Source organism: Paenibacillus cymbidii (genome assembly GCF_004764705.1).
Taxonomy (GTDB): Bacteria; Bacillota; Bacilli; order Paenibacillales; family NBRC-103111; genus Paenibacillus_AN; species Paenibacillus_AN cymbidii.
The window spans coordinates 79828-101873 of record NZ_SHLX01000013.1; the positions used below are offsets into that span (position 1 = coordinate 79828).

Annotated in this window: 15 protein-coding genes and 1 riboswitch; of the genes, 5 read left to right on the forward strand and 10 right to left on the reverse strand. The window is 61.7% G+C overall.

Annotation, left to right across the window (positions count from 1 at the left end):
• Positions 1-50 precede the first annotated feature (50 nt).
• The 7 genes from EXY20_RS18700 to EXY20_RS18730 form a co-directional block, all read right to left on the reverse strand.
• Positions 51-1718 (reverse strand): ABC transporter ATP-binding protein, encoded by a 1668-nt coding sequence (locus EXY20_RS18700; RefSeq protein ID WP_135553625.1) that lies wholly within the window; start codon positions 1716-1718, stop codon positions 51-53.
• Positions 1700-2581: an energy-coupling factor transporter transmembrane component T gene (locus tag EXY20_RS18705; RefSeq protein WP_167859354.1), complete on the reverse strand. Its 882-nt coding sequence runs from the start codon at positions 2579-2581 to the stop codon at positions 1700-1702. The genes EXY20_RS18700 and EXY20_RS18705 overlap by 19 nt, the downstream gene beginning before the upstream one ends.
• Positions 2578-3300 (reverse strand): DUF4430 domain-containing protein, encoded by a 723-nt coding sequence (locus EXY20_RS39510; protein ID WP_207671295.1) that lies wholly within the window; start codon positions 3298-3300, stop codon positions 2578-2580. Before EXY20_RS39510 ends, EXY20_RS18705 begins: the two co-directional genes overlap by 4 nt.
• Positions 3301-3727: 427 nt before the next feature.
• Positions 3728-6406 carry an S-layer homology domain-containing protein gene (locus tag EXY20_RS18715; protein ID WP_135553627.1) on the reverse strand — a complete coding sequence of 893 codons (2679 nt, stop codon included), beginning with the start codon at positions 6404-6406 and terminating at the stop codon, positions 3728-3730.
• A 188-nt stretch (positions 6407-6594) separates the two neighbouring features.
• Positions 6595-6788, reverse strand: a riboswitch (cobalamin riboswitch).
• A gap of 66 nt (positions 6789-6854) precedes the next feature.
• A complete protein-coding gene (locus EXY20_RS18720; RefSeq protein WP_135553628.1) occupies positions 6855-8984 on the reverse strand; it encodes a methyl-accepting chemotaxis protein in 2130 nt (709 codons plus the stop codon).
• 274 nt (positions 8985-9258) lie between these two features.
• Positions 9259-9852 (reverse strand): Uma2 family endonuclease, encoded by a 594-nt coding sequence (locus EXY20_RS18725; protein ID WP_135553629.1) that lies wholly within the window; start codon positions 9850-9852, stop codon positions 9259-9261.
• 845 nt (positions 9853-10697) lie between these two features.
• Positions 10698-12047 carry a DUF455 family protein gene (locus tag EXY20_RS18730; RefSeq protein ID WP_135553630.1) on the reverse strand — a complete coding sequence of 450 codons (1350 nt, stop codon included), beginning with the start codon at positions 12045-12047 and terminating at the stop codon, positions 10698-10700.
• 145 nt (positions 12048-12192) lie between these two features.
• Here EXY20_RS18730 and EXY20_RS18735 point away from each other — a divergent pair, with 145 nt between their 5' ends.
• Positions 12193-13083, forward strand: coding sequence for an AraC family transcriptional regulator (locus EXY20_RS18735; protein WP_135553631.1), 891 nt, complete (start codon positions 12193-12195; stop codon positions 13081-13083).
• A gap of 325 nt (positions 13084-13408) precedes the next feature.
• On the opposite strand, the gene EXY20_RS18740 is transcribed toward EXY20_RS18735, so the two are convergent.
• From EXY20_RS18740 to EXY20_RS18750, 3 genes are all read right to left on the reverse strand, one after another.
• Positions 13409-15796 (reverse strand): family 78 glycoside hydrolase catalytic domain, encoded by a 2388-nt coding sequence (locus EXY20_RS18740; protein ID WP_235886088.1) that lies wholly within the window; start codon positions 15794-15796, stop codon positions 13409-13411.
• 139 nt (positions 15797-15935) lie between these two features.
• A complete protein-coding gene (locus EXY20_RS18745; RefSeq protein ID WP_135553741.1) occupies positions 15936-17141 on the reverse strand; it encodes a multidrug effflux MFS transporter in 1206 nt (401 codons plus the stop codon).
• Between the two features lie 396 nt (positions 17142-17537).
• Positions 17538-17885 carry a helix-turn-helix transcriptional regulator gene (locus EXY20_RS18750; RefSeq protein WP_135553632.1) on the reverse strand — a complete coding sequence of 116 codons (348 nt, stop codon included), beginning with the start codon at positions 17883-17885 and terminating at the stop codon, positions 17538-17540.
• A gap of 164 nt (positions 17886-18049) precedes the next feature.
• Between EXY20_RS18750 and EXY20_RS39060 the strand changes: the two genes are divergently transcribed.
• The 4 genes from EXY20_RS39060 (at position 18050) to EXY20_RS18765 (ending at position 22039) form a co-directional block, all read left to right on the forward strand.
• On the forward strand, positions 18050-18295 hold the full coding sequence (locus EXY20_RS39060; RefSeq protein WP_167859355.1) for a hypothetical protein: 246 nt from the start codon (positions 18050-18052) through the stop codon (positions 18293-18295).
• A gap of 164 nt (positions 18296-18459) precedes the next feature.
• On the forward strand, positions 18460-19848 hold the full coding sequence (locus EXY20_RS18755) for a spore germination protein (protein WP_167859356.1): 1389 nt from the start codon (positions 18460-18462) through the stop codon (positions 19846-19848).
• A complete protein-coding gene (locus EXY20_RS18760; RefSeq protein WP_167859357.1) occupies positions 19845-20951 on the forward strand; it encodes a GerAB/ArcD/ProY family transporter in 1107 nt (368 codons plus the stop codon). Before EXY20_RS18755 ends, EXY20_RS18760 begins: the two co-directional genes overlap by 4 nt.
• On the forward strand, positions 20948-22039 hold the full coding sequence (locus EXY20_RS18765) for a Ger(x)C family spore germination protein (protein ID WP_135553635.1): 1092 nt from the start codon (positions 20948-20950) through the stop codon (positions 22037-22039). The genes EXY20_RS18760 and EXY20_RS18765 overlap by 4 nt, the downstream gene beginning before the upstream one ends.
• The last annotated feature ends 7 nt before the right edge of the window (positions 22040-22046 follow it).

A 22046-nucleotide genomic window follows, 5' to 3' on the forward strand; every position in this document is an offset into this window, starting at 1 on the left:
CTCCGACAGCGATGCGGCCAAACCCGCGGCGTACAGCACCACAAGTCCGGTTATGAAGAGAACGCGGGAGCGCACGCGCCGATCACATCCTTCACGGTTATCGCGTTCGGCTGCCACTCGCGGATAAGCCGGTTGACCGCCGTCGTGTAGAAATAGTTGCCGCTGAAGAACGCGGCAGGCTCGGCATCGGCAACGATCAGCCCGTCGAACAGCATCGCGCAGCGCGTCGCATGCGCCGCCGCAAATTCTACGTCGTGGCTGGCCATCACGATCGCGCCGCCTTTGTCGCATTCCGCACGCAGCCGCACGGCCAGCGCACGCTTCGCTTCGGGGTCGAGCCCTTTGGTCGGCTCGTCGAGCAGCAGCAGCTTCGGCTGCGTCGCCAGAATGCCGCTCAGCGCGAGCTGCTGCCGCTCTCCTCCGCTCAAGTCATAAGGGTGGCGCTGCAGCAGGCCCGCCGCGGCGAACGGCGCGAGCAGTTGATCTTCCGCCGCCGGCAAGCCAAGCGAATGCGCGCGGGCCGCGGCCGTGCGCAGCTCCGTTTCCACCGTTTCGCCGAGGAAGTGGAGCAGCGGATTTTGCGCCAAATAGCCGATCCGCACATATCGCTCCCGCTCGTCGATTCGTTTGAGCGGCTTGCCGGCGAACGCGACCTGCCCCGATTGAACCGGCAGCAGCCCGCACAACGCCTGCAGCAGCGTCGATTTGCCGCTGCCGTTCGCGCCGAACAACACGAGCAGCTCGCCGGCGGCGACATCGAGCGACACCCCGCGCAAAATCGGCGCCGCTTTGCCGTAACGGAACCAGACGTCGTCCGCGTGCAGCTCCGGCGCCGTGCGGCCGCGCGATCTCCTGTCCGCCGCACCGCGCGCGCCGCCATCGGCGGCAGCCGGCGGCGCGCCAAGATGCGCGCGCAGCGCTTGCCGCGCCTCTTTCGCACGCAGAAACGGCGCGCCGCCGATGCCAAGCGCGCGGAACAGCTTCCCCGCCTCCGGCAGGAAAGCGGCCGCGGCCGGGTCGTCCGTCCGCGCCAGCTCCGCGGGTGTTCCTTGCGCCGTCACCCGGCCGTCCTGGACGATGACGATCCGGTCCGCCAGCGGCCACACCTCTTCCATCCGATGCTCCGTGACAATGACCGTAATGCCGAATTCTTCGTTCACGCGGCGTACCAGCTGCAGAAACTCGCGCGCGGCGACCGGATCGAGCTCGGCCGTCGGTTCGTCGAGCAGCAGCACCTCCGGCTGGAGCACCAGCACCGCCGCCAGGTTGATCAGCTGCCGCTGGCCGCCGGACAGCTCCAGCGTCGGCCTCGCGAGCAGCGGCTCCAGATCGAACAGCTGGGCGATTTCCGCCACCCGCTTGCGCATGTGCATCGGCGCAACGCCGACATTTTCCAGCGAAAACGTCAACTCCTCCATGACGCGCTCCATCACGATCTGGCTTTCCGGATTTTGCATCACCATGCCGATGCGCTGGCTCAGTTCAAGCGGCCGGAACGACGCCAGCGGGCTGCCATTGAAACGGACTGCGCCCGTGAGTCGGCCAGCCGGAAGCAGGTCGGGCTTCAGCAGCTTGAGCAAGGTCGATTTGCCGCTGCCCGACGGGCCGCAAACGACGACGAATTCACCGGCTTCCGCCGCCAAGGTGGCGCCGGCGAGCGCGGCTTGCCGCTGGCCCGGGTACGTATACGCCGCATCGGTTATCGCAATTTGCGCCATCGGAGACGATCCCTGCCTTCCATCGCGAGCGGAATGCATAAGTACGCCGCATACCCCGCCCAAAAAATAACTTCCGTTCCTTGCGGCATCACCGTCGTCGGCAGCGTCGGATACACCTCGTACCTCGTGCGGCCCAGCGCCCAGCCGACGGCGCACAACGCGCCGGCCGCGGCGAACGCGGCCGCAAACCGGCCGTCCCGCCGCCGCCACCGATACGGCCAGAACAACGTTCGCGGCCCGCTGCCGTAGCCGCGCGCTTTCATCGAATCGGCGGTTTGCAGCCCTTCCTCCAGCGTCCAGGTCAGCATCAGCTGCACGAACGCCATGCCGTCGCGCGCCCGTTTGCGCAGCGGGCCTTCCAGCGGGTTGACGCCTTTCGTCCGCTGCACGGCGGCAATTTGCCCGAACCTTGCGGCGAGCAAGGGCAAGCTCCGCAGCGCCATTGCCAGCAGCAGCGCTCCTTTTGGCGAAACGGCGCCGAACAGGTGCATGATTTTGTCCGAGGTGAAGACGTGCTGGATCGAAAGAAACCAAATCATCACGGCAAACAGCGAAACCGCCGACAACGCGCCGTACGCAAACGATTCCAGCGTAAACGGCTGGTCCAGCCAGTAAAACAAAATGTGCGAGCCGCGGTGAGAAATCAGCGGATTGAGCAAAGCCGTCGCCAAGGCGACCAGCAGGAAGAAACGGATCGTTCTGCGCCGCGAGGCCAACCCTCCCTGCAGGGCGACCAGCAGCAGGCCTGCGGCGACCGCCGCCAGCAAGTACAGCGGCTGCTTGAACACGAACAGCGACACGACAACGCCGATGTAGTAAAACAGGACGGCCGCCGGATGCACGAAACGAAGCCCGGCGTTCATGGCTTCGCTCCGATATCTTTGCCGAGGTCGAGCGTATACAGCCATTCGATGCGATCGCCGGCCTTCACCTCGTAAGTCCCCGCACCCTTGCCGGCGAATACGTCGTTGACGCGGAACAGCCAACCGCTTTTGGCGCCGCGGTCGTATTCGTACAGGTTGTCGATCCCTTTCACGTACGCCATGGCTCCCTTGCCGGAGTACTCCATCTGCAGCTTTCGGGCGCGAGTCGCTTCACTCAGGACGGCCAATACCGTCGTTTCGCCTTTAACGGGGACTGACGTTTCCTTCAGGATCTCGCCGTGCTTGTCATCGCCGACGATGCGCAGCGTCACCGCTTCGACAGCCGGCGTGGCCGCCGGGGCGGCCGATGGCGGCGCGCTTGCCGCTGCGGACGGCGCGGCGGCTGTGCTCGCTGCCGCTGAAGCCGGCGGCGTGGCCGTTGCGGCCGCAGGCGGCGCCGACGGCATTGGCGTCGCGCTTGCCGACGCGCTTGGCGCGGGCTGCGTTGGCGTTGGCGCGGCGGAGGCCGGCGTGGCCGCGCTCGCGGGCGGCTGCGCCGTTGCCGCAGGCGGCGATGCCGATGCAGCCCCTGGCGCGGCCGAAGCCGACGGCCCCGCCGCATCGCCGGACTTGGCGCCGGCGCAGCCAACAAGCATGAACAAAACAACGATCAGCGCCGCCCATACGGCTGCGGTTCTCCTTGCATACCCTCTGGTCAAGAACGATCCCCTTTCCGCTTTCCCGCAAAATAGCCACTATCCGCGATGCACCCGCGCCTTGAAAACCTGTAGCAGCCCATCCAACTGCCCCCCGCGACCCGCCAGCAAAATAAGCCACATAAAATGGCTTATTGCCGCCATTTCGCCCGCCTCATCAAAAATAGCCAGCGAAATCATGGCCTATTTGGACCAAAACGGCCCCCATTCGAACTTTCGCAGCGAATAGCCAGTGAAATCGCTGGCTATTTCCGCGAGACCGGCCGTTTTGGGCGAAATAGGCCATAAAAAGCGGCTTATTTCGTCTGGCCCAACCTGCCCGGAGCGACGACGCCGATTTAAGCCGATTTTCCGGCTTATTTCGCCAGGCCCAGCCTAACAGCGCGGTAGGGAGCCCCAAACTGACGTCAGGCTCCCCGTCCACAACCGCTTATCGCACGCTTTCGTAAGCGCGAACCGCCACAACGGCCAACATCTCGCGCGTCACCGTCGCTTTCGGCGCAAAATGCGTGTCGTCCACGCCGGTCATCAGCCCGGCCTGTTCGACCGCAAGCAGCGCGTCCTGCGAGTAGTCCGCCGCTTCGGCGGCATCGCGGAACCGCGGAACCGCGACGTGCTCCGCCTGAAGCTGCAGCGCACGGGTCAGCATCAGCGCAAGCTGCTCGCGCGTCACTTTCGCCTCCGGCGCGAACCGGTCGTCATCGACGCCTTGCACGATGCCTTGCTTGCGCGCCGCTTCGATATAGCCGGCATACCAGCTGTCCGCCGGCACATCGGCGAAGGCCGACTTGGCCGAGCCGTCGACCGGGATGCCCAGCGCGCGCACGAGCGATGCCGCCAGCTCCGCGCGGGTCAGCTCCTTGTTCGGCGAGAAGCCTTCGCCGCCGGTGCCTTGCAGCAAGCCGAGCTTGCTTGCTTCCGCAATGTACGGCTTTGCCCAGTCTGCCGCTTGCTCGTAATCGGCGTACAAGTTCAGCGGCTGCGCATATCGGACCACGCTTGGCGAACCGTTCGGCTGGTAACCGGTCACCACGATGGTGTAATTGCCGTTCGGCAATCCGCCGGCGATCGTCGCCTTGCCTGCCGCGTCCGTCGTATACGACTTGCCGTCCACTTCCACCGCGAGCCCGGTTCCCGGTTTGATGACGCGCTCATTTTTCGTCCAGTCCCATGTTTCCTGGGTTACGGCAAGCTGAATGCTTTCTCCCGCCTTCGGCTGCTCGGGAGCGACGGCCACCTCATGAACGTAAGCGGCGGAATATCCGTAGTAGATGTATATGCGGTCGTTCGGACGCAAATCAAACTGATCCATGGCAAGCGACGGATACTCCCAGGCACCGTCGCGCAAGACGGCGAACATCCAGCCGTCCGCCGCGTCGGCAGCGGCGTCGCCGATAGCCGCGACGTAATTGCCGTATGCGGATGACTTCATTTCCACGTTGACGCCGTTTGCGGCGGCCAACCGCTGCAGGGCATCCAGCGCATAAACGGCAGTAACGACGCCTTCCGCGATCGGCCCTTTTGGCCCTTCGACGTGCAGCGTCACATTTACGCCCGCCGGGATCACGTTCAGGCTGGCGACCGCTTTCAACAACGACGGCGCCGCGCCTTCCTGATAGCCTGTAATCGTAACCGCCGCTGCTCCCGCGGCCGAAACGCCGTCGAACGCCGCCACGCCGCGCTCGTCCGTTGTCGCTTTTTTGCCGCCGATTTGTACGGTTGCTCCCGCCGCCGGTTCGACCGCTTCCTTGTTCGCCGTCCAATCCCACGACGACTGGTAAACCGTCACCGTAAACGGTTGCCCCGCTTTCGGCGCGGCCGGCTTCACGTTGACGTCGTGCACGAATTTCGTCGTGCCGCCGTAGTAGACGATCAGCCGGTCGTTCGGCTGCAGCTCGAAATCGCTCATCCCCACCTGCGGATAAACCCAAACTCCGCCGCGCTCGACTGCGTACTGCCAGCCGTCAAATCCCGACGCGGCAATGCCGTTGATGCCATTCACATAGCTGCCGAAAGAGGCAGTAACAATGTCGAGATCCAGCTTCTGCTGACCGGCAAATTTCTGCAAAGCTTCCATCGCATTGCTTGCCGACGCGTCGCCGGTTGCGAGCGTGCTTTGCGGACCTTCGATCCGCAGCGAAACGGCCGCATTCGTGCGGATATGATGAAACAGCGTGCCTTGCTTCGCGGCGTACAGGCGATAGGCCACGAGCGCTTCCAGCGCCTGCTCCGTCGACATGGCGGAAGACGCGCCTCCGGCCGCATGCGCATAACCGCCGTCCGCCTGGCGATAGCTCGCCAGGTGCTCGAGCAGACTCGCTTGCTTCGCGAACGTTTCGCCCGCCGGATCGAGCCCCAGGCTCGTCAGCCCCACAATGGCTTGCGCCGCGCTTTCGCTGCTGTTGCTCATGCCGTCGAAGCCGCCGTTGTCTTTCTGCTGCGCGGCCATCCAGGCAACCGCCTTGTCGGCGGCTTGCTTGACTTCTTCCTGCTGGCCGTACAACGGCGCCAGCGCCGCGACCGCCATAGCCGTGACGTCGACCGTGCTCGCTTCGCCGGTAATATACGACCAGCCGCCGTCCGCCGCCTGCTGCGCGAGCAGCCATTTGGCCAGGCTGTCCGGCGTATTGACCGCTCCCTCGGGAAGCGTGTGGCTGCCGCTGTTCAGCGCCAGCAAGCCAAAAATCGCGCCCATCGCCCCCGACTTGGCGATATTGCCTTCCGCGGCAATCGCCCGGATCAAGTTTACCCCGGCGAATGACGCCGGGTTCTCCCCGATCGCCTTCACGACCAAGGCATAACGCTCGGCGTCGGTGACACTGGCGAATTTGCCGCCCGTTTTGCCGATCGTTTGCTCGAGCTTGTCTTTATAAGCCTGCGGCACCTCGTACCCGGCGCGCGCCAGCGCAAACGCCGACCAGTCGGACAACTCCGCGCCCGAGCGCTGCAGCCAGGCGGCTGCCCCCGCAATCGCCTCTTCCGTCGTCGGCGCAGCCGAATCCGTCCGCGCCGCGGCCGCCACCCCGGCGAACGCATGCAGCGCCACCAGCAGCGCAAGCAGCGCGAGTGCCGCCCTCTTTTTCACCTGTCGTGCCGTCCAACCAACCATTCTTCGATCCTCTCCTCCGCCGAAATTCCTGCTTGCGCAAACAACCGAGCGCGCCGGTTTCCCCGCACGAACAAAAAAAGCACCCCCGCACCGGGAATGCTCGACTATGCTAGCGAATGAACGTTAAAGAAGCGGACAGCAAACCGCCGGACGGGTTCCCTCGCACACATAACCTATTCCTCGTAGGCTCCATGTTGTCGATTCGGGCAGGTCTCCTGACTCGCAAATCATCGCGGCTTCCTTCGCCTTCCCATCCGGCCCATCGCCGAACAGTGGCATCGATTGCGGAAGCGCTCCTCGCATACAGTGGCGGGACCGTGCCGGCGTTGCACCGGACTTCCCTATTAAGCTGACACGCAGCACCCGAATCTATGAAACTATGAAGTTGTTTGCCCCCCTATCTTAGCATCCGCCTTTCCGATTGTCCATGCAATCGGAAGGCGCGCCCCTATAACTTGAACGGCTCCACCAGCGTTTGCAGACGACCGGCCATAGCGGTCAAATGGACGGAGGACGCGGCGATGTCTTCCATCGAAGCGAGCTGCTCCTGTGCGGCGGCCGATACGTGCTGCGTGCCGGCTGCAGATGATTGCGCCACATCGGCGATGGCGGCGATCGACTGCACGACCCGCTCGGTCTCCTGCGCCATGTGCCGGGCCGCGGCCGCAACCTCGTTCACTTCGCCGCTGACGCCGCCTACGTGGCGCTCGATGTCGGCGAACAATCCGCCCGCGGTCTGCACGACCTCCAGTCCGATGCCGACTTCGCTTGTCGCCAGCTGCATCGACTGATGCGCGCTGCGGATTTCCGCTCGGATGCTGTGCACGAGGCCGGCAATCCGCTCCGCCGACCGCGCGGACTGTTCGGCCAGCTTGCGCACTTCGCCCGCCACCACGGCGAACCCTCTGCCTTCTTCGCCCGCTCTTGCCGCTTCAATCGCGGCGTTGAGCGACAGCAGGTTCGTTTGCTGCGCCACTTGGTTGATCGCTTCCGTAATGTCGCCGATTTCCCGGGAAGTGTCGGCAAGGCGGGCGATGACCAGCGCCAACGCGTCGACCGAGCCGCTGATCGCATTCATTTGTCCCGCGGCCGTCTGGATGGCGCGCCGGCCTTGCGTCGATTTCTCCGACGCCTGCACCGTGCTTGCGGCGACCGACTGGGCGCGGGCGGCGATTTGTTCGATGCGGCCCGACACCTCGCGCACCGTGCGGGCGCTCTCTTCGACGGATGCCACTTGAAGATTGGCCCCGTTCGCCATCCGTTCGACAATGCCGGCGATATGTTCGGTCGCGCGGGAAGTTTGTTCGGCGCTCGCCGACAGTTGGTCCGAGGAGGCGGCCAGTTGATGGGACGACTCGCCGATTTGCGCCAGAACGGCGCGGAACGATTCGCCGACGCGGCTGAAGCTGCCGGCGATCGCCTGAAACTCGTCCCTGGACCGAATCGCGAAGCCGGCCGTCAAGTCGCCGCTTGCCAGTCGAACGGCCGCCCGCTCCAATTCGCGCACGGCTTGCGCGATCGCCCGGTACAGCGCCACGAACAAATAAACGGACGCCAGCACCGCCAGTACGGCCAGCGATTGAATCAACAGCGCCGACTTCCGGTAGCTCGACGCCTGTTCGTTCAACTCCCGATCGAGCCAAACGAACCGGCTCTCCCGCTGCTCCTCGATCAGCCGATTCGCCGTTTCCGCTTGCTGCTGCCACTCCTCCCGAGTCCATAACGGCTTGATCGGCATCAGCAGCTTCGAGCGAATGTCCTCCAGCAGCCGCGCAATCGCTTCCTGCGCGGCTTCGTCGCCTGCCGTACTTCCCGCGACGGTTTCCCCGGCATGTTCGTAAATGGCCGCCCATTCCGTGCGGACCGCTTCGCCTTCGGCGGCGATCCTGTTTTTGTCGTCCGCTCCGATGCCCGTTTGGGTAAACGCCCACTGGAGGTCGGCCTGAAGGCTGCTCCATTGTACGAGCAGCGACGGGAACAGGCGGATGACTTCATTTTTCGTCTGGAACAGCTCCGCCCGCGTATCGAGCAGCAGCCCGGACGATTGGCCCGCCTGATCGATCAGCTTGACGGCCGATTTCATCAGCGAGGCATGTGCGTTGGCGCTTTCGATGCGGCTCCAACCGGCGCTCTTCGCTTTCAATTCGCTCCATTGCCTGGCGAGCTCGTCCCATGTCGGCAGCAGCGACGAATCGTCGGCCTGTTGTCCGATATACGCTTCCACCACCGCAAGCGACCGGTCGCCGTTCGCTTCGATTGCTTTCCGCTTCGCGTCGTCCGGCGCGCCGGCGCGGGCACGTTCCCCCAAGTCGCGATGCGTCTCCGCAACGGCGACGAATTCGCTCAGGGCGCGAACGGCTGCCAAAGCGTCCAACTGCTGATTCACCCGGGCAAACGATTGCCGCGACTCCAGCGCCGAACGGCCGGCGAGCACCAGCAGCGGGATCAGGACGACAAGCCCGATCAAAGCGAACTTGCGGCCGAAGGACAGGCGGCCGAGCAGCCAGATGCCCGGCTTCAAGCCGGCCGCCAGGAAGGCGAGCGGTTTCCGTGCGAATGTGTCGTCGTCGCGTTTCATAATAAGCTCCCCTTTGAATCGATGTTGTTTTACCAATAATTCATACCTATTTACTTGGTTTTAAATGTAGCATGACCGTCATATTCTGTCAATCGTCGTCAGCCGGGACGAGCCGCAGCGCGTCAGCGGCGGCAACGGGCGGGAGCTCGGCCTGTTCGTCGTCGTCTCCCGCGTCCTGAAGGACCTGCAGCACAAAAACGAAAACCACTATTACGGCTGCTAGGGATCGCCTCCAACGCTTCGACGGCCTGCCGCTTCTTATCGTTACACAGAATCAGGTGAGCAGTTTGCGGACAACAGGGTCCTGAAGCAGCTCGCCGACCGTAAACGACACGCAAGGAAGCTTGTCTGACACTACCTTGTCCCCCTCCTCAAACAGGTCGGCGATCACATATTGCTCCCCGCTAAGTACATATCGTTCCAATGTGCGCGCCCAAGCATCGATAATCCAGTATTCAGGCACGCCGTGTCTGGCGTAGATCGCCGCCTTTCTGACCTTGTCGCGTTTGCGGGAGCTCGGCGACAGCACTTCGACGACAAGATCGGGAGCACCTTCGATGCCCCGAAGGGTTACGATGTTGAGCCGATCGCGATGAATCATCACCAAATCCGGCTGCAGCACATTCGTCCGGGTCAGGATGATATCCAGCGGCGCCATAAAGATGACGTAATCCTCGGCGCAGCTCTGCATGAGCAGGTACAGTTTCCCGCTGACTCCCTGATGAACCGTCGACGGACCCGGAGACATCATCTCCAGCTCGCCGTCGAGAATTTCATACCGGTTGCCGTCATCCGGCATTTCCGCGTAAACCTCGTAAGTGACCGGCGACTCTTTCACTTTATCCTTGTTTTCTTTGCGATTGGACATGCAGCACGCCTCCTCGTTCAAAATAAAAGCACCCCGACAAAGCAACACACTGGTGTGTCAGGCTTTGGCAAGGTGCTTCCTCGCTGCAAATCATATAATCTCATTGTATACAGCAGCCGTTGCCCTGTCAATTATCGCGATAAGCGGCCCAGGGCAAACGCTTACGAATGGTTACGATTCACCGTCCCCCTGCTCCTGAGACACGATTCCATGAAGTAGCGGAAGGAGGTTCCGCTATTCCTCCAACGTTGGCCTTCCAACACGCCTTAGCGGAAGTCGGTTCCGCTATTGCGCCAAGGTGTCTTTGAGGCCCTGGACTATGGCTGGCTGCGAATCGTAACGATACCTTTTCAGGAAGCTGGAGGACGTTCCGTACGTTATTGGGGTCCAAGCCGCAAATGTTCCGCTTCGCACAGGTCATGTCCAGCGTCTCGTGCAGGGTGCTTTCACTCCTCCGGTGACTGCGGCGGACCTGCAAGAGTGGCTCGGCGGTTGCCCCTTTTCACTGTGAATGAAATAGCTGGTTTCACCCGATTGTGCTCCCATTGTCCCGCGGCTTGCAACGGAGCTTTCGCTTGGGGAGCACTTCGTGTTCCTATCGTTGACTTGCAGGATTGACTTGCGGGACATAGTCGGCCCCTTGTTCGATGATCGTGGCTGCACTCTCTTTTTGAGTGCGCATCGCATCAATCGTGACGATCCTTCTTTTGAGATCGAGCAGGTGCTTTCATTGCTTGTTTGATCATCGGCAACTCCCCTTGTCTTTTTCCAGCTTGGGTTTACTTTCGTAAGCGATTGCCCTGAGAAGCGGCCAGCCACTGCTTACGTGCATGCGGCGCCCCGCCTTAATAGTTCCCATACTCCAGTTTGCTCGTATGGAAGCCGCAGAACGCCGGAAAATTGCGCGACAGCTTGTCGATTTCGTCCGGCAGCACGTGCTGCAGCTCCTCCAGCCGGCGTTTGCGCGCCCGCTCGGCCATCACTTGCGGCGTCACCATATCGCCGATTTGCTTGTACAGCTCCGGCCCCCACTTGGTGCCGAAGTCGACGTGCAGCCGTTCGTCCACGATGTCGAACTCGCTCTGGATCGCCGCCATGGCGTCGCCGAATGACCAAAACGCCTCGACGGCCTTGCGCTTCTTCGCGAACGAACAAGCCTCCGCAACCATCGTCAGCCAGGCGTACATATCCGCGTAACGCGCGTCGCTATCCTCCGGCAGCACGGAGGTGCGCAGCCACTTGAAGTCCGTCGTCGCGTAGCCGTACTGCCCCAACCGTCGCATGCCCATCTCGCTGTGGCGGAATTCGTCCCACATGTGCCGGGCAAAATCGTAATAAAACGCCAGTGGCATCTGCTGGACCGAATAGTATAAATACGTCATGGTCTCCGCCGGGGCAATTTCCGTGGCGTTGATGTACACCATCTGCCGAACCGAATGGAACAGCGGCGACATGCCTTCGTCCGAATAAGCGGTCGCCGGGCCGGCATGGCTTTCCAGCGGCGGAAACCGCGCTTCGTCCATAACCGGCACCGCCGGAATCGGGCCGGCCGGCTCGTACGCCGGAGCGGGCGGGAACGACGGCGCCTGTCCTGCGGCCGACGCCGTCTCCAGCGCCGTCCACAGCCCGGCCGCGTATGCCTTCCATTCGTCGGCCCGCTGCGCTTCCGCGCTGTCCAGGCCAACGAACCGCTGCTGCTCGGCGAGCCAGGCAAGGATGTCGCCGCGGTCCAGCAGAACGATGCGAAGCTGGTCGACGGTCGGCGCGTCGAGCACCGGATCGGCCTGCTGCAGCAGCCGGTCGCAAGCGGCCAGCACCTGCCGGTAAAATAGTTCGTACCCCGCCAGAAAAGCCGCCGTCGACGGCGCCGAGGCGAGCCGCTCGTACGCCTCGCGAATCGGCGCCGGACTACGCTCCTCGCCAAGGCCGCCCGGCAGCTCGCGCAACCGTTTCTCCAGCGCTTCCACATGCCGGATATGCACATACGTCCAGCGCCCCAGCTTCAGCTTCGTTTCGTATGGCTTGACTGCCGTAACCCAGCCCGCCGCCGCCCGGGACAATTCAAATTCGTGCCACAGCAGCGGCTTCAGCAGCCGCGCCGTGTCGCTCGGCCGCAGAAACGGCGACCGCCGGACGGCGTCCCCCGCCTGCTCCCGCGCCACATCGACAATGCCTTGCACATGATGATCGCTCATGGTTCTACCCCTTCTCCTCTTCGTCCGCGCAATACGTCAACTGTAGCAAAACAAACGCCGGCCATGTCGCGCCGGAATGCGGAAAAAATGTTGCTACTTTGCGGTTTTTTTATTATGGTGAGGACAAGGGGAAGGACGTGCCGACATGAACATTCAACCGTTCGAAATGAACGAGAGCCTGGTCTATTTTGCCTACCGGCGAACGAGCCGCGAAACGAACGACGATCACGAAATTTTCCACTCCCATCAGGGCATCGAATTCCTGTTCGTCCACCAGGGCACCGGCACCCTGGTCATCGACCATAAAACGTACGAAATCAAGCCGGGCATGCTGATTGTGTACCAGCCCTACCAGTCGCACCATCTGCAGGTGGCGACAAATGCCGACGCCCCGTTCGTCCGCAGCATCCTGCTGTTCGAGCCGTCGCTGTACGAGACGTATTTCCGGCCGTGGCCCGAGCTGCACGCCTTCTTCAACCGTCTTGTCGGCAGCAAGCTCCCGTTTCCGTGCCTGTACGACGCGGCCGAGCATGCCGGCCTGGCCGGCTTCTGGGAAGACGTCAACAGCTGGCTGCCCGCCGTCGACAAAAAAGACCAGCTCGAACAAATCTCGCTGGCCATCGTGGTATTCATCCGCAGTTTGAAACAAATTTGGCTGCAGCACGAAACCCGCCCGCTTCCCGCCGTGCCGCGCAAGACGCACCAGGCCGAAGCCGTGCTGGAGTGGATCCGCCGCCACCTGGACGAACCGTTCCGTCTGGAGCATGTGGCGCGCGAGCTGCATCTTTCCACGTTCCATCTGTCGCATCTGTTCAAGGAAGCGATCGGCGTCAGCATCTCCGACTACATGGCCGCCCAGCGCATTCACAAGGCGGTGCAGCTGCTCACGACGACCCGCCTGCCCCTGCCGCAAATCGGCGAACGAATCGGGATCACCAACAGCTCGTATTTTTGCCAGTTTTTCAAAGCGCACATGGGCATCACCCCGCACCAATACCGCAAAAAGTGGTTTCGCCCGTCCGTCGATCCGTCATAACGGCAGGTAATCGGCTTCTATGTCCGTGAGCAAGACGGTTCTCGTCCGCAATCCCCCTCCGAAACATGCCGCCGCCAAAATAGCCCGCAAAAAATGGCCTATTCGCCCATTTTCCCGCGGCACAACAAAAATAACCAGCCAAAACACTGGTTATTCTCTGCAAATCAACTCCAAATCGAGCATTTCAGCGGAATAGCCAGCGTTTTCACTGGCTATTTCGTTGCTCCGCCCTATTTTGGGCGAAATAGCCCACAAAACATGGCTTATTCTGTGCCGCGGATGCCATAGAAGCAAGGGACGGCTCCCCCACTCTCCACGGAAGCCATTACCCGCTAACAACCGGCACCCCTTCCGGCGCCTCAACCTGCAGTTTCCCGTGTGCGTATGCAATCCGGATCGTCCCCGTCCGCACGCGGCAGGCAAAGTCGAAGCGCTCCAGCGAATCCGGGATACGCGGCGTCAGCTTGATCGTTTCCCACCCCGGCGCTCCGGGCTTCAGCCCCATGATCTCTTCAATAAACAGCGGGATCGGCCCGCTCGCCCATGGATGGCACAGGCTGGTGTTCCATTTCTGCTCCTTGCCCCACGCCTCGAAGCAAGTGGTTGCGCCTTCTTTGACCATATTGCCCCATGAATGCTCGTCATCCGCCGTCAGTCTGGCGTACACGTACTCCATTTCGCCGGCCGCCGCCAGCGCTTTCAGCAGGAAGTAGGAAAAATACACGCCGCAATTCATATTGCGGCTCTTGAGCCAGGAAGCGACGGACGAAACCGCCTCGTCCGGCACAAGCCCGAACAGCAGCGGCAGCGCGTTCGCGTGCAGCGAGGCGTGCTTCGAACCGACCGCGTCGACGAATCGCCGGTTGTCCGCGTCGTAGAACGCCCGCACAAACTTGTCGCGAAATTGCTCCAACTCGGCCGCCGCCCCATCCGCTCCCGCATCCATCCCCAGTGCCGCGCGAATGTCGGCAAGCGCCTTGCACGCGCCATAATAGAAGGCGTTGACCACATTGTGGCAGCCGGGTCCAACCGGACGCGTCAAGGGGAAATCGTAGCCGTCGCGCAGCCCTTCCGGCCAGTCGACAAGGTTCCACTTGTCGCTGACATGCTCGAGCAGCCCGCCGGCCTGGCGGTAGCGATCGAAATATCGCATCATCGCCCCGGCGATCGGCTCCATCTCGCGCAGGAACTCAATGTCGCCGCTATGGCGATAATATTCGAGCAGCTGCATCGGCCACTGGAAGGAGAAGTCGGCGATCTCCTGCATGAAGCTCCCCGGCGCCACCGCCATGCCGCCCGGACAAATATGCTGCGCGGCAAGCGCAAAATCGGCGAGCGCCTTCCTCACCATCCGCAAATCGCCGTTTGCGTACATATGGGCATGCATGATCACCGTGTTGTCGCCCAGGTATTGGCCTTTTTCGCGGCTCGGGCAATCGACGAATTGTTCCTGCGTGCCGTATTGCAGACCGTTCCGGCAGATCGTCCAGACCCGATCGAACATCGCGTCCGAGGTGTCGAGCCGGCAGCTGTCGCTGTCCAATGGATAGTGGCGCACGACAGCGGCGAACGATGCCGCCCGAATCGCCGCCGGCGAGCCGATCACCTCGACATAACGAAACGCCTTGTATTCGAACGGCTCCAGCATGTCAAGCCCGCCCGACAGCGTCCACCATTCGCTGTACTTGCAGTTGCAGCGCATCTCATACCGCACCTGCCCGCCGGTCTCGTCCAGTTCTTCTCCGCAGCGAATTTCCAGCCGTTCGCCGGGTTCGCCGCACGCTTCCATCGTGAACTGGCCGGTCAGCTCCGTGCCGAAATCGATCAAATAACGCCCCGGCTCCGGATTAACAACCGATGCCGGAGTGCGCCGATACACGGCAAGCGGAGGGGTTGATTGCAGCACCAACTCATGATCGTCATACGGCGCCGGATGACACGCGCTCCAGTCGCTGTCGTCGTATGCCGGCTCCCGCCAGCCGCGGTTTTCCAGCCTGCTGTCGATATGCTCGAGAAACTGCGTCTTGTAACCGACCGTCTCCGCGCTTCCGTCGCCGTATTGGCGGGCAACGGTATATTTCCAGGTATCGTCGCTCGCCAGCAGCAGCCGATCGTCCGCGAACAGCTCGGCGATCATGCCCTGCCGCAAGTCGCCGCTGTTGTAAGCGCGATTGATTAGCCCCTGGTAATATACATGCACGGCGATTGCATTTTCGCCCGGACTCAGCCATTCCGTGACATCGAGACGCAAGTACGGGTAATGAAACGCATATCCTTGCGCAGGACCCTGCGCGACGAACGCGCCGTTCATGTACAGCTTGAAATAGTCGTCGGCCGTTATATCGAGCCACATTCGTTTGCCCGCGCACTCATCCGCTCCGAGCGTGAATACGCGCCGCACCAGCATGTGCCGGTTCAGCAAATCGGCCGGGTGTTCCGGCAGTGCGATTGGCTCCATTTCCTTATGCAGCAGCTGCAGCGGCGCGAAACCGCCGAAGCTTGCGTCTTGGATCCATTTGGCTTGCCAGCTTTTCTGCTCATCCACCAGACAACAACCTCCTCTTATAACGAGTCTACTCCCTTGCCGCAGCAAACGACAAGGGAGCAGATGCGAAACGAACGCCTTGGCGAACGATTGCAGCGACAAGTAGCCCACTTGTTCGGCAATATCGCCCACCTTGGCGGCGGTTTCGGTCAGCAGCCGTTTCGCCATGGCGATCCGGCGCTCATGGAGCATCTCCTTGATCAAACACGATGGGGGGCGGGGAACCCGGGACTGCGGCGGCAAAATTAAAGACGCCTACCCGAATGGAACATTCGAGTAGGCGTCTTTAATTTTGCGGCACGTACCGTCAGCTTGTTTGCCGTTGCCGGCTGCTGCGGACGAGCCAGAAGTACGCCGCCATCGCAATCGCGCTGGTCATTAAAATAATGACGCCGAGCGGAACGGCCGTATGCTCGCCGGCAATGCCAACCAGCGGCGTCACCACGGCGCCGAGCAGGAACGGAATAACGCCGAGCAGCGCGGCGGCGCTGCCGGCCATGTCGCCCTGGCTTTCCATCGCCAGCGGGAACGCCGCCGTGGACGTAATGCCGATCGCCGCGACGAAGAAGAACAGCGGAATAACCAGCGCGTACAGCGGTCCGTGCGCAATCGCCACCGCCAGGACGGCGAGGCTTGCCGCGCCGGAGAGGCTCAGGCCGAGCAGCAGAAACGTATGCTCCTGTACGCGATGCGCCATCCGGCCGACCAACTGGGAGCCGATGATCAGGCTGATGCCGTTCGAGCCGAACAGCAGCGCAAACACAGTCGGCGAAACGCCGTAGATCGTCTGGTAAATAAACGGCGTCCCCGACACATAGGCGAACACGCCGGCGATCATAATGCCCTGCACCAGCATATAGCCGACAAACTGGCGATCGCGCAAAAGCGAGCCGTAATTGCGCAGCTGCTGCACGAAATCGGCGGGCCGGCGGCGCTCCGCCGGCAGCGTTTCGCGCAGGCTCCATTTGGTCATCGCCTGCAGGTAGCCGCCGAGCGCGGCCAACGCGACAAACACGCCGGTCCACGCGGCGATGGCAAGCACTCCGCTGCCGGTTACCGGCGCGACGAGCGGACCCAAATTGCCGACCAGCAGCAGCAGCGAAAAAAACTTGGTCAACTCATGGCCGCTGTACAGGTCGCGGGCGATGGCCCGGGAAATGACGATCCCTGCCGAAGCGGCAAAGCCCTGGATGAAGCGGAAAGCGATCAATAGTCCGATATGCGGCGATAGGGCGCAGGCGAGCGAGGCAGCGACATACACGGCCATGCCGATCAGCAGCGGATTGCGTCTGCCGTAAACGTCGCTGAGCGAACCGGTCACGAGTTGGCCGATGCCGAGCCCGAGCAAACAGGCGGTCAGGCTGAGCTGCACCAGCGAAGCGGTTGTATCGAAGCGCTGCACAATCTCCGGGAATGCCGGCAAATACATATCAATCGTAAAAGGCCCCAGTGTGGAAAATAAACCGAGCAGCAAAGCCAATCTGAATACATGCGGTTGATTCTGGTTGGTCATCGTATAGCGTCTCCCGTCTCCTGTTCCTTGTTCCGTCTTCTGCGACTCTTCCTCTGTCGTTCGCTTGCGAATCCACGTCCGCCCGGCGAAAGCCGGCCGGCCTGTCCGTTCCGCAGCCGAGAGTCTATCGATCATCCTATCACAACTCCGGCAAAGCCAACAAATGAAATGAACAAGCAAAAATCCCCTTCCTCGTCCCCCGTGTCGGAAAGGCTGGTAGTTTCGGTAGTGCTGGAAGTCTCGGAAGAGAATCGCCTGTTTTCGGCTTGAGGTTTTGGCGGCATCGTGGCGATGTTGCGCAGGTTAACGCGGAACCGGAAGAGGATGGCGAAATAGGCCATTTTTTATGGCTTATTTCGCCAAATATGGGCTATAACCGAAAAATAGCCCATGATTTCACTGGCTATTCCTGAAAATGTGCCCGCCCGGCGACACGGGAGGAAATGAATCCATTTTGCGGTAGCTGCCTGCCGTTTGGCCGGTCCACTTCTTGAACGCGTTGTGAAATGCGACCGGGTCCGAAAAGCCGAGCGCATACGCAATTTCGCCGATCGACAAGGACCGGTTGCGCAGCATGCTCTCCGCCATGCCGCGCCGCACGGCCGCAAGCAGCTCCTGAAACGTCGTCCGCTCTTGCTGCAGCTGCGACTGTAGCGAACGAACGCTTACGCCAAGCTTGCGGCTGATGTCGCCGATGCGGGGGACGGTGCCGTCGAACTGTTTGACGATCGCGTGGCTTACCATTTCGGCAAAAGTTGTCTCCAGCCGCAGCTAAAAGCGCAGGTTGGTTGATGATCGTGTTTTCGCTGCTGATTGCAGGCAGTTGGACGGGGTTGATGACAAGTGATGAACGCGTATTTCGGCGTCTCCGTCGGCGAAACGCTGGGCTATCAGCACGGGAATATGGGATGCTTGCCGTCTCCGTCGCGATGCAACAAACCCGCTTCATGCACCGGATCGTACCGATCCTCGGCATCGCGTGCGGCGTCGGCACGATGGCCGGCGTGCTCGAATGGACCGGCGTGCCGTTCGCCGCCGACCTGAACGCTCATGCGCTGCAAGTGTGGCTGCTCCTGCTGATCGTCATCGGCGCGCGACTGGCATTTTGGCGCCCCTCAACCGACAAAAGGCCCCTAAACCTGCTTCATTATTAATGCCATATCCGTTTGTGCTGCCTGTTGTACTTTTTTGCCCTTCCGCCGGATGTTCAGCCGCATTTTATAGCTGCATTTTCGCCAAACTCCCCATACATCATTTGGCAATTGCCCGGGCAACCTACATTTGCCGCACCCTATGCCGAACTGTCCGGAGGACGCTCTTGCGCGATATTCCTGCCGACCTGTCCCGCCTCTCCGATCCGGGCGACCCGCTTTCGTTGTTCGAACGGCTCGGCGAAGCGTTTGCAGGCTCGTCCGACTATACGACAATACCGATCGCAACGACGGACGGAGACGAATGGCACCTGTGCCTGCTCCAGTCGCTCTGTTCGACGCAGAAACTGGGCTACTGGCTCGATGCGCCGGCCGACGGCGTTTGGTCGGCGCGACTGGAACGCTACACCGGCAACGAACTTGCCGAAGGAAGCTTCCTCCGCTGCAAGCAGGCGATCTGCGACGGATATGCCGTTATTTGCCGGCAGCGGTCGTCTTCCGGGCTCATTCTGGATTTGGCGGAAAGCCGGCACCGCTCCGTCTCGACGCCCATTACCGAAAATGTGCTTCAAGGCCCGATGAACGCCTTCATCGAAAGCCTCGACATCAACACCGCGCTGATCCGGCAGCAAATTCGCTCCTCGCGGCTGAATCTGTGGGAGACGGTCGTCGGGACGGACAGCCTCACCCGGGTGGCCGTGTTTTCCTATGCGGGCGCGGTCGATCCCGACCTGCTGGTCCGTCTGCAAGCCAAAATAGACCGCATCCGCACGGACGGCGTCCAGGACACCGGCCAGCTGCTGCGGCTGCTGAATGCCGACAAACGGCTGACGCTGTTCCCGCTTGCCGTCTCGACCGAACGGCCCGACCGCGTATCGGCCGAGCTGCTGGCGGGCAAAGCCGCGATCATGATCGACGGTTCGCCGTTTGCACTGATCGTGCCGTCCGTGTACACCGACTTCTGGCATTCGCCGGAGGATCGTTACGTGAACCCGTACGTGACCTACTTTTTGCTGGCGCTGCGATTTTTGGCCATGCTGATCAATTTGTTTCTGCCGGCGATGTATGTGGCGATTACGTCCGTCAACGTCGACGTCAATCGACTGGAGATCAGCCTTGCTGCCGCCGCCAGCCGGGAGGGCGTCCCGTACCCGGTATTCATGGAGACGCTGCTGATGCTGATTGTGATCGATTTTGTCACCGAAGCCGGTTTGCGTCTGCCGAAGACGATCAGTTCGACCGTCACGATGGTCGGCGGCGTCGTTCTGGGGCAAGCGATCATCCAGGCTCATATCGTCAGCCATCTGCTCGTCATCGTGGTGGCGATTACGGCCATTACGAACTTTATCGTGGTCGATTATCAAATGGGACTGGTACAGCGCATTTTGAAATATTTTACCGTGATCGGGGCGACGGTTGCCGGCCTTCTCGGCATTGTGTTCATCTGCGCCTGCCTGATCATTTATGCGAGCTGCCTGGAATCGTTCGGCGCGCCTTATCTCACTTCCATATGGCCCCGGAAGAAGCGGCCGGAAAGAAACGGAGCAAGTCCATGAAAAGCGCGGCGGCTCTCAAGCCTTACGAGATGCTTGCGGTGCAGACGCTTTATTTCGGCGCTGCCGCAGGATTTATTTACCCCGGCTTTCTGATCCGCAGCACGGCGGGAGCTTACTGGATTCCGATCGTCGTCTGGACGGCAAGCGCGCTGCTCAGCTCGTGGCTGTACAGCCGAATGCTGGGGCGGCTCAAAGGCGGCAGGCTGATCGAGTCTTTCCGTTCGTCGATCGGCGCCTTTGGGACCGGGCTGCTCTGCCTCCCCATCGCGCTGTGCCTGCTCGGCGCGCTGGTCGTCACGCTGCGGGCCTACTCGGAAATGGTGACGATGACGATGCTGCCGACGACGCCGATCTCGTTTCTGAACGGCATGGCGCTTGCGCCCGTCGCGCTGGCGATGGCCGGCATGATGCCGATCGTGCGCACGGCCAAGCTGTTCTTCCTCATCTCGCTGCTGTTCACCGTGGCGCTTCTGCTCCTCGGCCTAAGCGATATCCATTGGTCGTTGGGAGCGCCGTGGCTGCGGACGAACGGGGATTTCCTTGCCGACAAACGTTTCTATGCCGGGTCGTTCCTCTGGATGGGCTTTGCGATCGTGGCGCTGACCGGCCCGTATACGCGGCAGACGGCGCGGAGCGCCTGGAGCATTTACGCCCTTGCGCTGCTTGTGTCGCTGCCGATACTTGCCTGCTACATTTATTTGCCTGTACTGACGTTCGGCAGGGAATTGAGCCAGCGCATGACGCTTCCGTTTATCTCGAAAATGGATACGATCACCCATTATTGGGTCGTCTTCGAGAATGTGACCGCCATCTTCGTTTCCGTGGCCATGCTGAATGTGCTGTTCGTCATGGCGCTGATGGTGCACGCCCTGGGAGAAACGATTCGGCCGCTCGCGCCCCGCGCGAAGTCCGGGCCGATCTACGGCGCGCTGCTCGTCGTCGTATATGCAGCGGCAACGGCTCTGGCGTCCTGGCGAGAGCTCGAACAGCTTGCGATCGTGGCGATCGGCTTCCGCGTCTACATGATGTTCGCGTTCCCGCTGCTCGGCTTGCTGATCCTGCGCCGGTCGCCCGGCAGGCTGGGGAAGGGGGATGAAGCATGACCGCCAAATGGCGCTTGTGGAGGACGGCAGCCGCATGCTGCCTGATGGCGGCAATGGCAACCGGATGCTGGGATTCCAAGGATGTCGACAATCGCCTTCTCGTCGGGGCGATCGGGCTGGAACGAACGGCGCCGTCCGGTTTGCGGGTATGGTTCCGGTTCCCGCTGCCCAAATCGACGCAGGAGCCGTCGTCAAGCGATTTTTTTACGATCAGCCAGGACGGGCGCACCGTGCCGGATGCGCTGAACAGGGTCAAATACAAGCTGCCCAAGTCGCTCGACGCCACTTCCACGCGCGCGATTTTGCTGAGCGAATCGCTTGCCTCGTCGAACCTGGATCCGTATCTGGAGTTTGCGATCCGGGAGCGCTCCGTTCCGCTCGATGCGCTTGTCGCCATCGTCAGAGGCGACATGGAGCGCATCTTCCGGGGGCGGAATCCGACAGGAGAGCTGTCGGGTATTTATACGAAGCTGTTTTTTGAGCCGTATGCAGGCGGCATTCCGCGCAAAAACGTGACGAGGCTTTGGGAAGTATATGCCAAAGTGACCAACCCGTACCAGTCCAACCTGATTCCCATCCTGACCGAAAGCGCGCAAAATTCGTTTGAGTTTACCGGCAACGCGATCTTTGCCGGCGGGAAGATGGTCGGAGAGCTGGACAAGGACGAGTCGCTGCTGTACGAAATGTTCACGCGCCGGTTTCACGATTCGGAGGTCGAACTGATGAACCGGTCGGACGTGCGCATCGTGCACAACCGTACCCGCGTGTCCACCGCGTGGAAGGACGGCGCGCCGATCATCGGGCTCGATTGTTCGCTTGTGGCGACGCTGATCGACAGCTCCCGCTCGCAGCGGCAAACGGCCGCCGATATTACGGCCGAGCTGGACGCCAGATTGTCCGCTCTCGCCGATTCCATGTTCCGCAAAACCCGGCAGGCGGAAGCCGACATCTTCGGCTTCGGCAATCGTTTCCGCAGCCGGCTCGGGCCGGAGCAGGCCGACCGGTGGCCGGTGCTGTTCAAGTCCGCCCGGATCAGCTACCGGTTTCATATCGATCTGCGAAACACGGGCCTGGAATTTCTCGACTGAATGCGCC

Bases quoted from the DNA above. Each gene is read 5' to 3' on its own strand.
- EXY20_RS18700 (WP_135553625.1), bottom strand. From the start codon at position 1,718: ATGGCGCAAATTGCGATAACCGATGCGGCGTATACGTACCCGGGCCAG.
- EXY20_RS18705 (WP_167859354.1), bottom strand. From the start codon at position 2,581: ATGAACGCCGGGCTTCGTTTCGTGCATCCGGCGGCCGTCCTGTTTTAC.
- EXY20_RS18715 (WP_135553627.1), bottom strand. From the start codon at position 6,406: ATGGTTGGTTGGACGGCACGACAGGTGAAAAAGAGGGCGGCACTCGCG.
- EXY20_RS18720 (WP_135553628.1), bottom strand. From the start codon at position 8,984: ATGAAACGCGACGACGACACATTCGCACGGAAACCGCTCGCCTTCCTG.
- EXY20_RS18725 (WP_135553629.1), bottom strand. From the start codon at position 9,852: ATGTCCAATCGCAAAGAAAACAAGGATAAAGTGAAAGAGTCGCCGGTC.
- EXY20_RS18730 (WP_135553630.1), bottom strand. From the start codon at position 12,047: ATGAGCGATCATCATGTGCAAGGCATTGTCGATGTGGCGCGGGAGCAG.
- EXY20_RS18735 (WP_135553631.1), top strand. From the start codon at position 12,193: ATGAACATTCAACCGTTCGAAATGAACGAGAGCCTGGTCTATTTTGCC.
- EXY20_RS18740 (WP_235886088.1), bottom strand. From the start codon at position 15,796: ATGGCGAAACGGCTGCTGACCGAAACCGCCGCCAAGGTGGGCGATATT.
- EXY20_RS18745 (WP_135553741.1), bottom strand. From the start codon at position 17,141: ATGACCAACCAGAATCAACCGCATGTATTCAGATTGGCTTTGCTGCTC.
- EXY20_RS18750 (WP_135553632.1), bottom strand. From the start codon at position 17,885: ATGGTAAGCCACGCGATCGTCAAACAGTTCGACGGCACCGTCCCCCGC.
- EXY20_RS39060 (WP_167859355.1), top strand. From the start codon at position 18,050: ATGCTTGCCGTCTCCGTCGCGATGCAACAAACCCGCTTCATGCACCGG.
- EXY20_RS18760 (WP_167859357.1), top strand. From the start codon at position 19,845: ATGAAAAGCGCGGCGGCTCTCAAGCCTTACGAGATGCTTGCGGTGCAG.
- EXY20_RS18765 (WP_135553635.1), top strand. From the start codon at position 20,948: ATGACCGCCAAATGGCGCTTGTGGAGGACGGCAGCCGCATGCTGCCTG.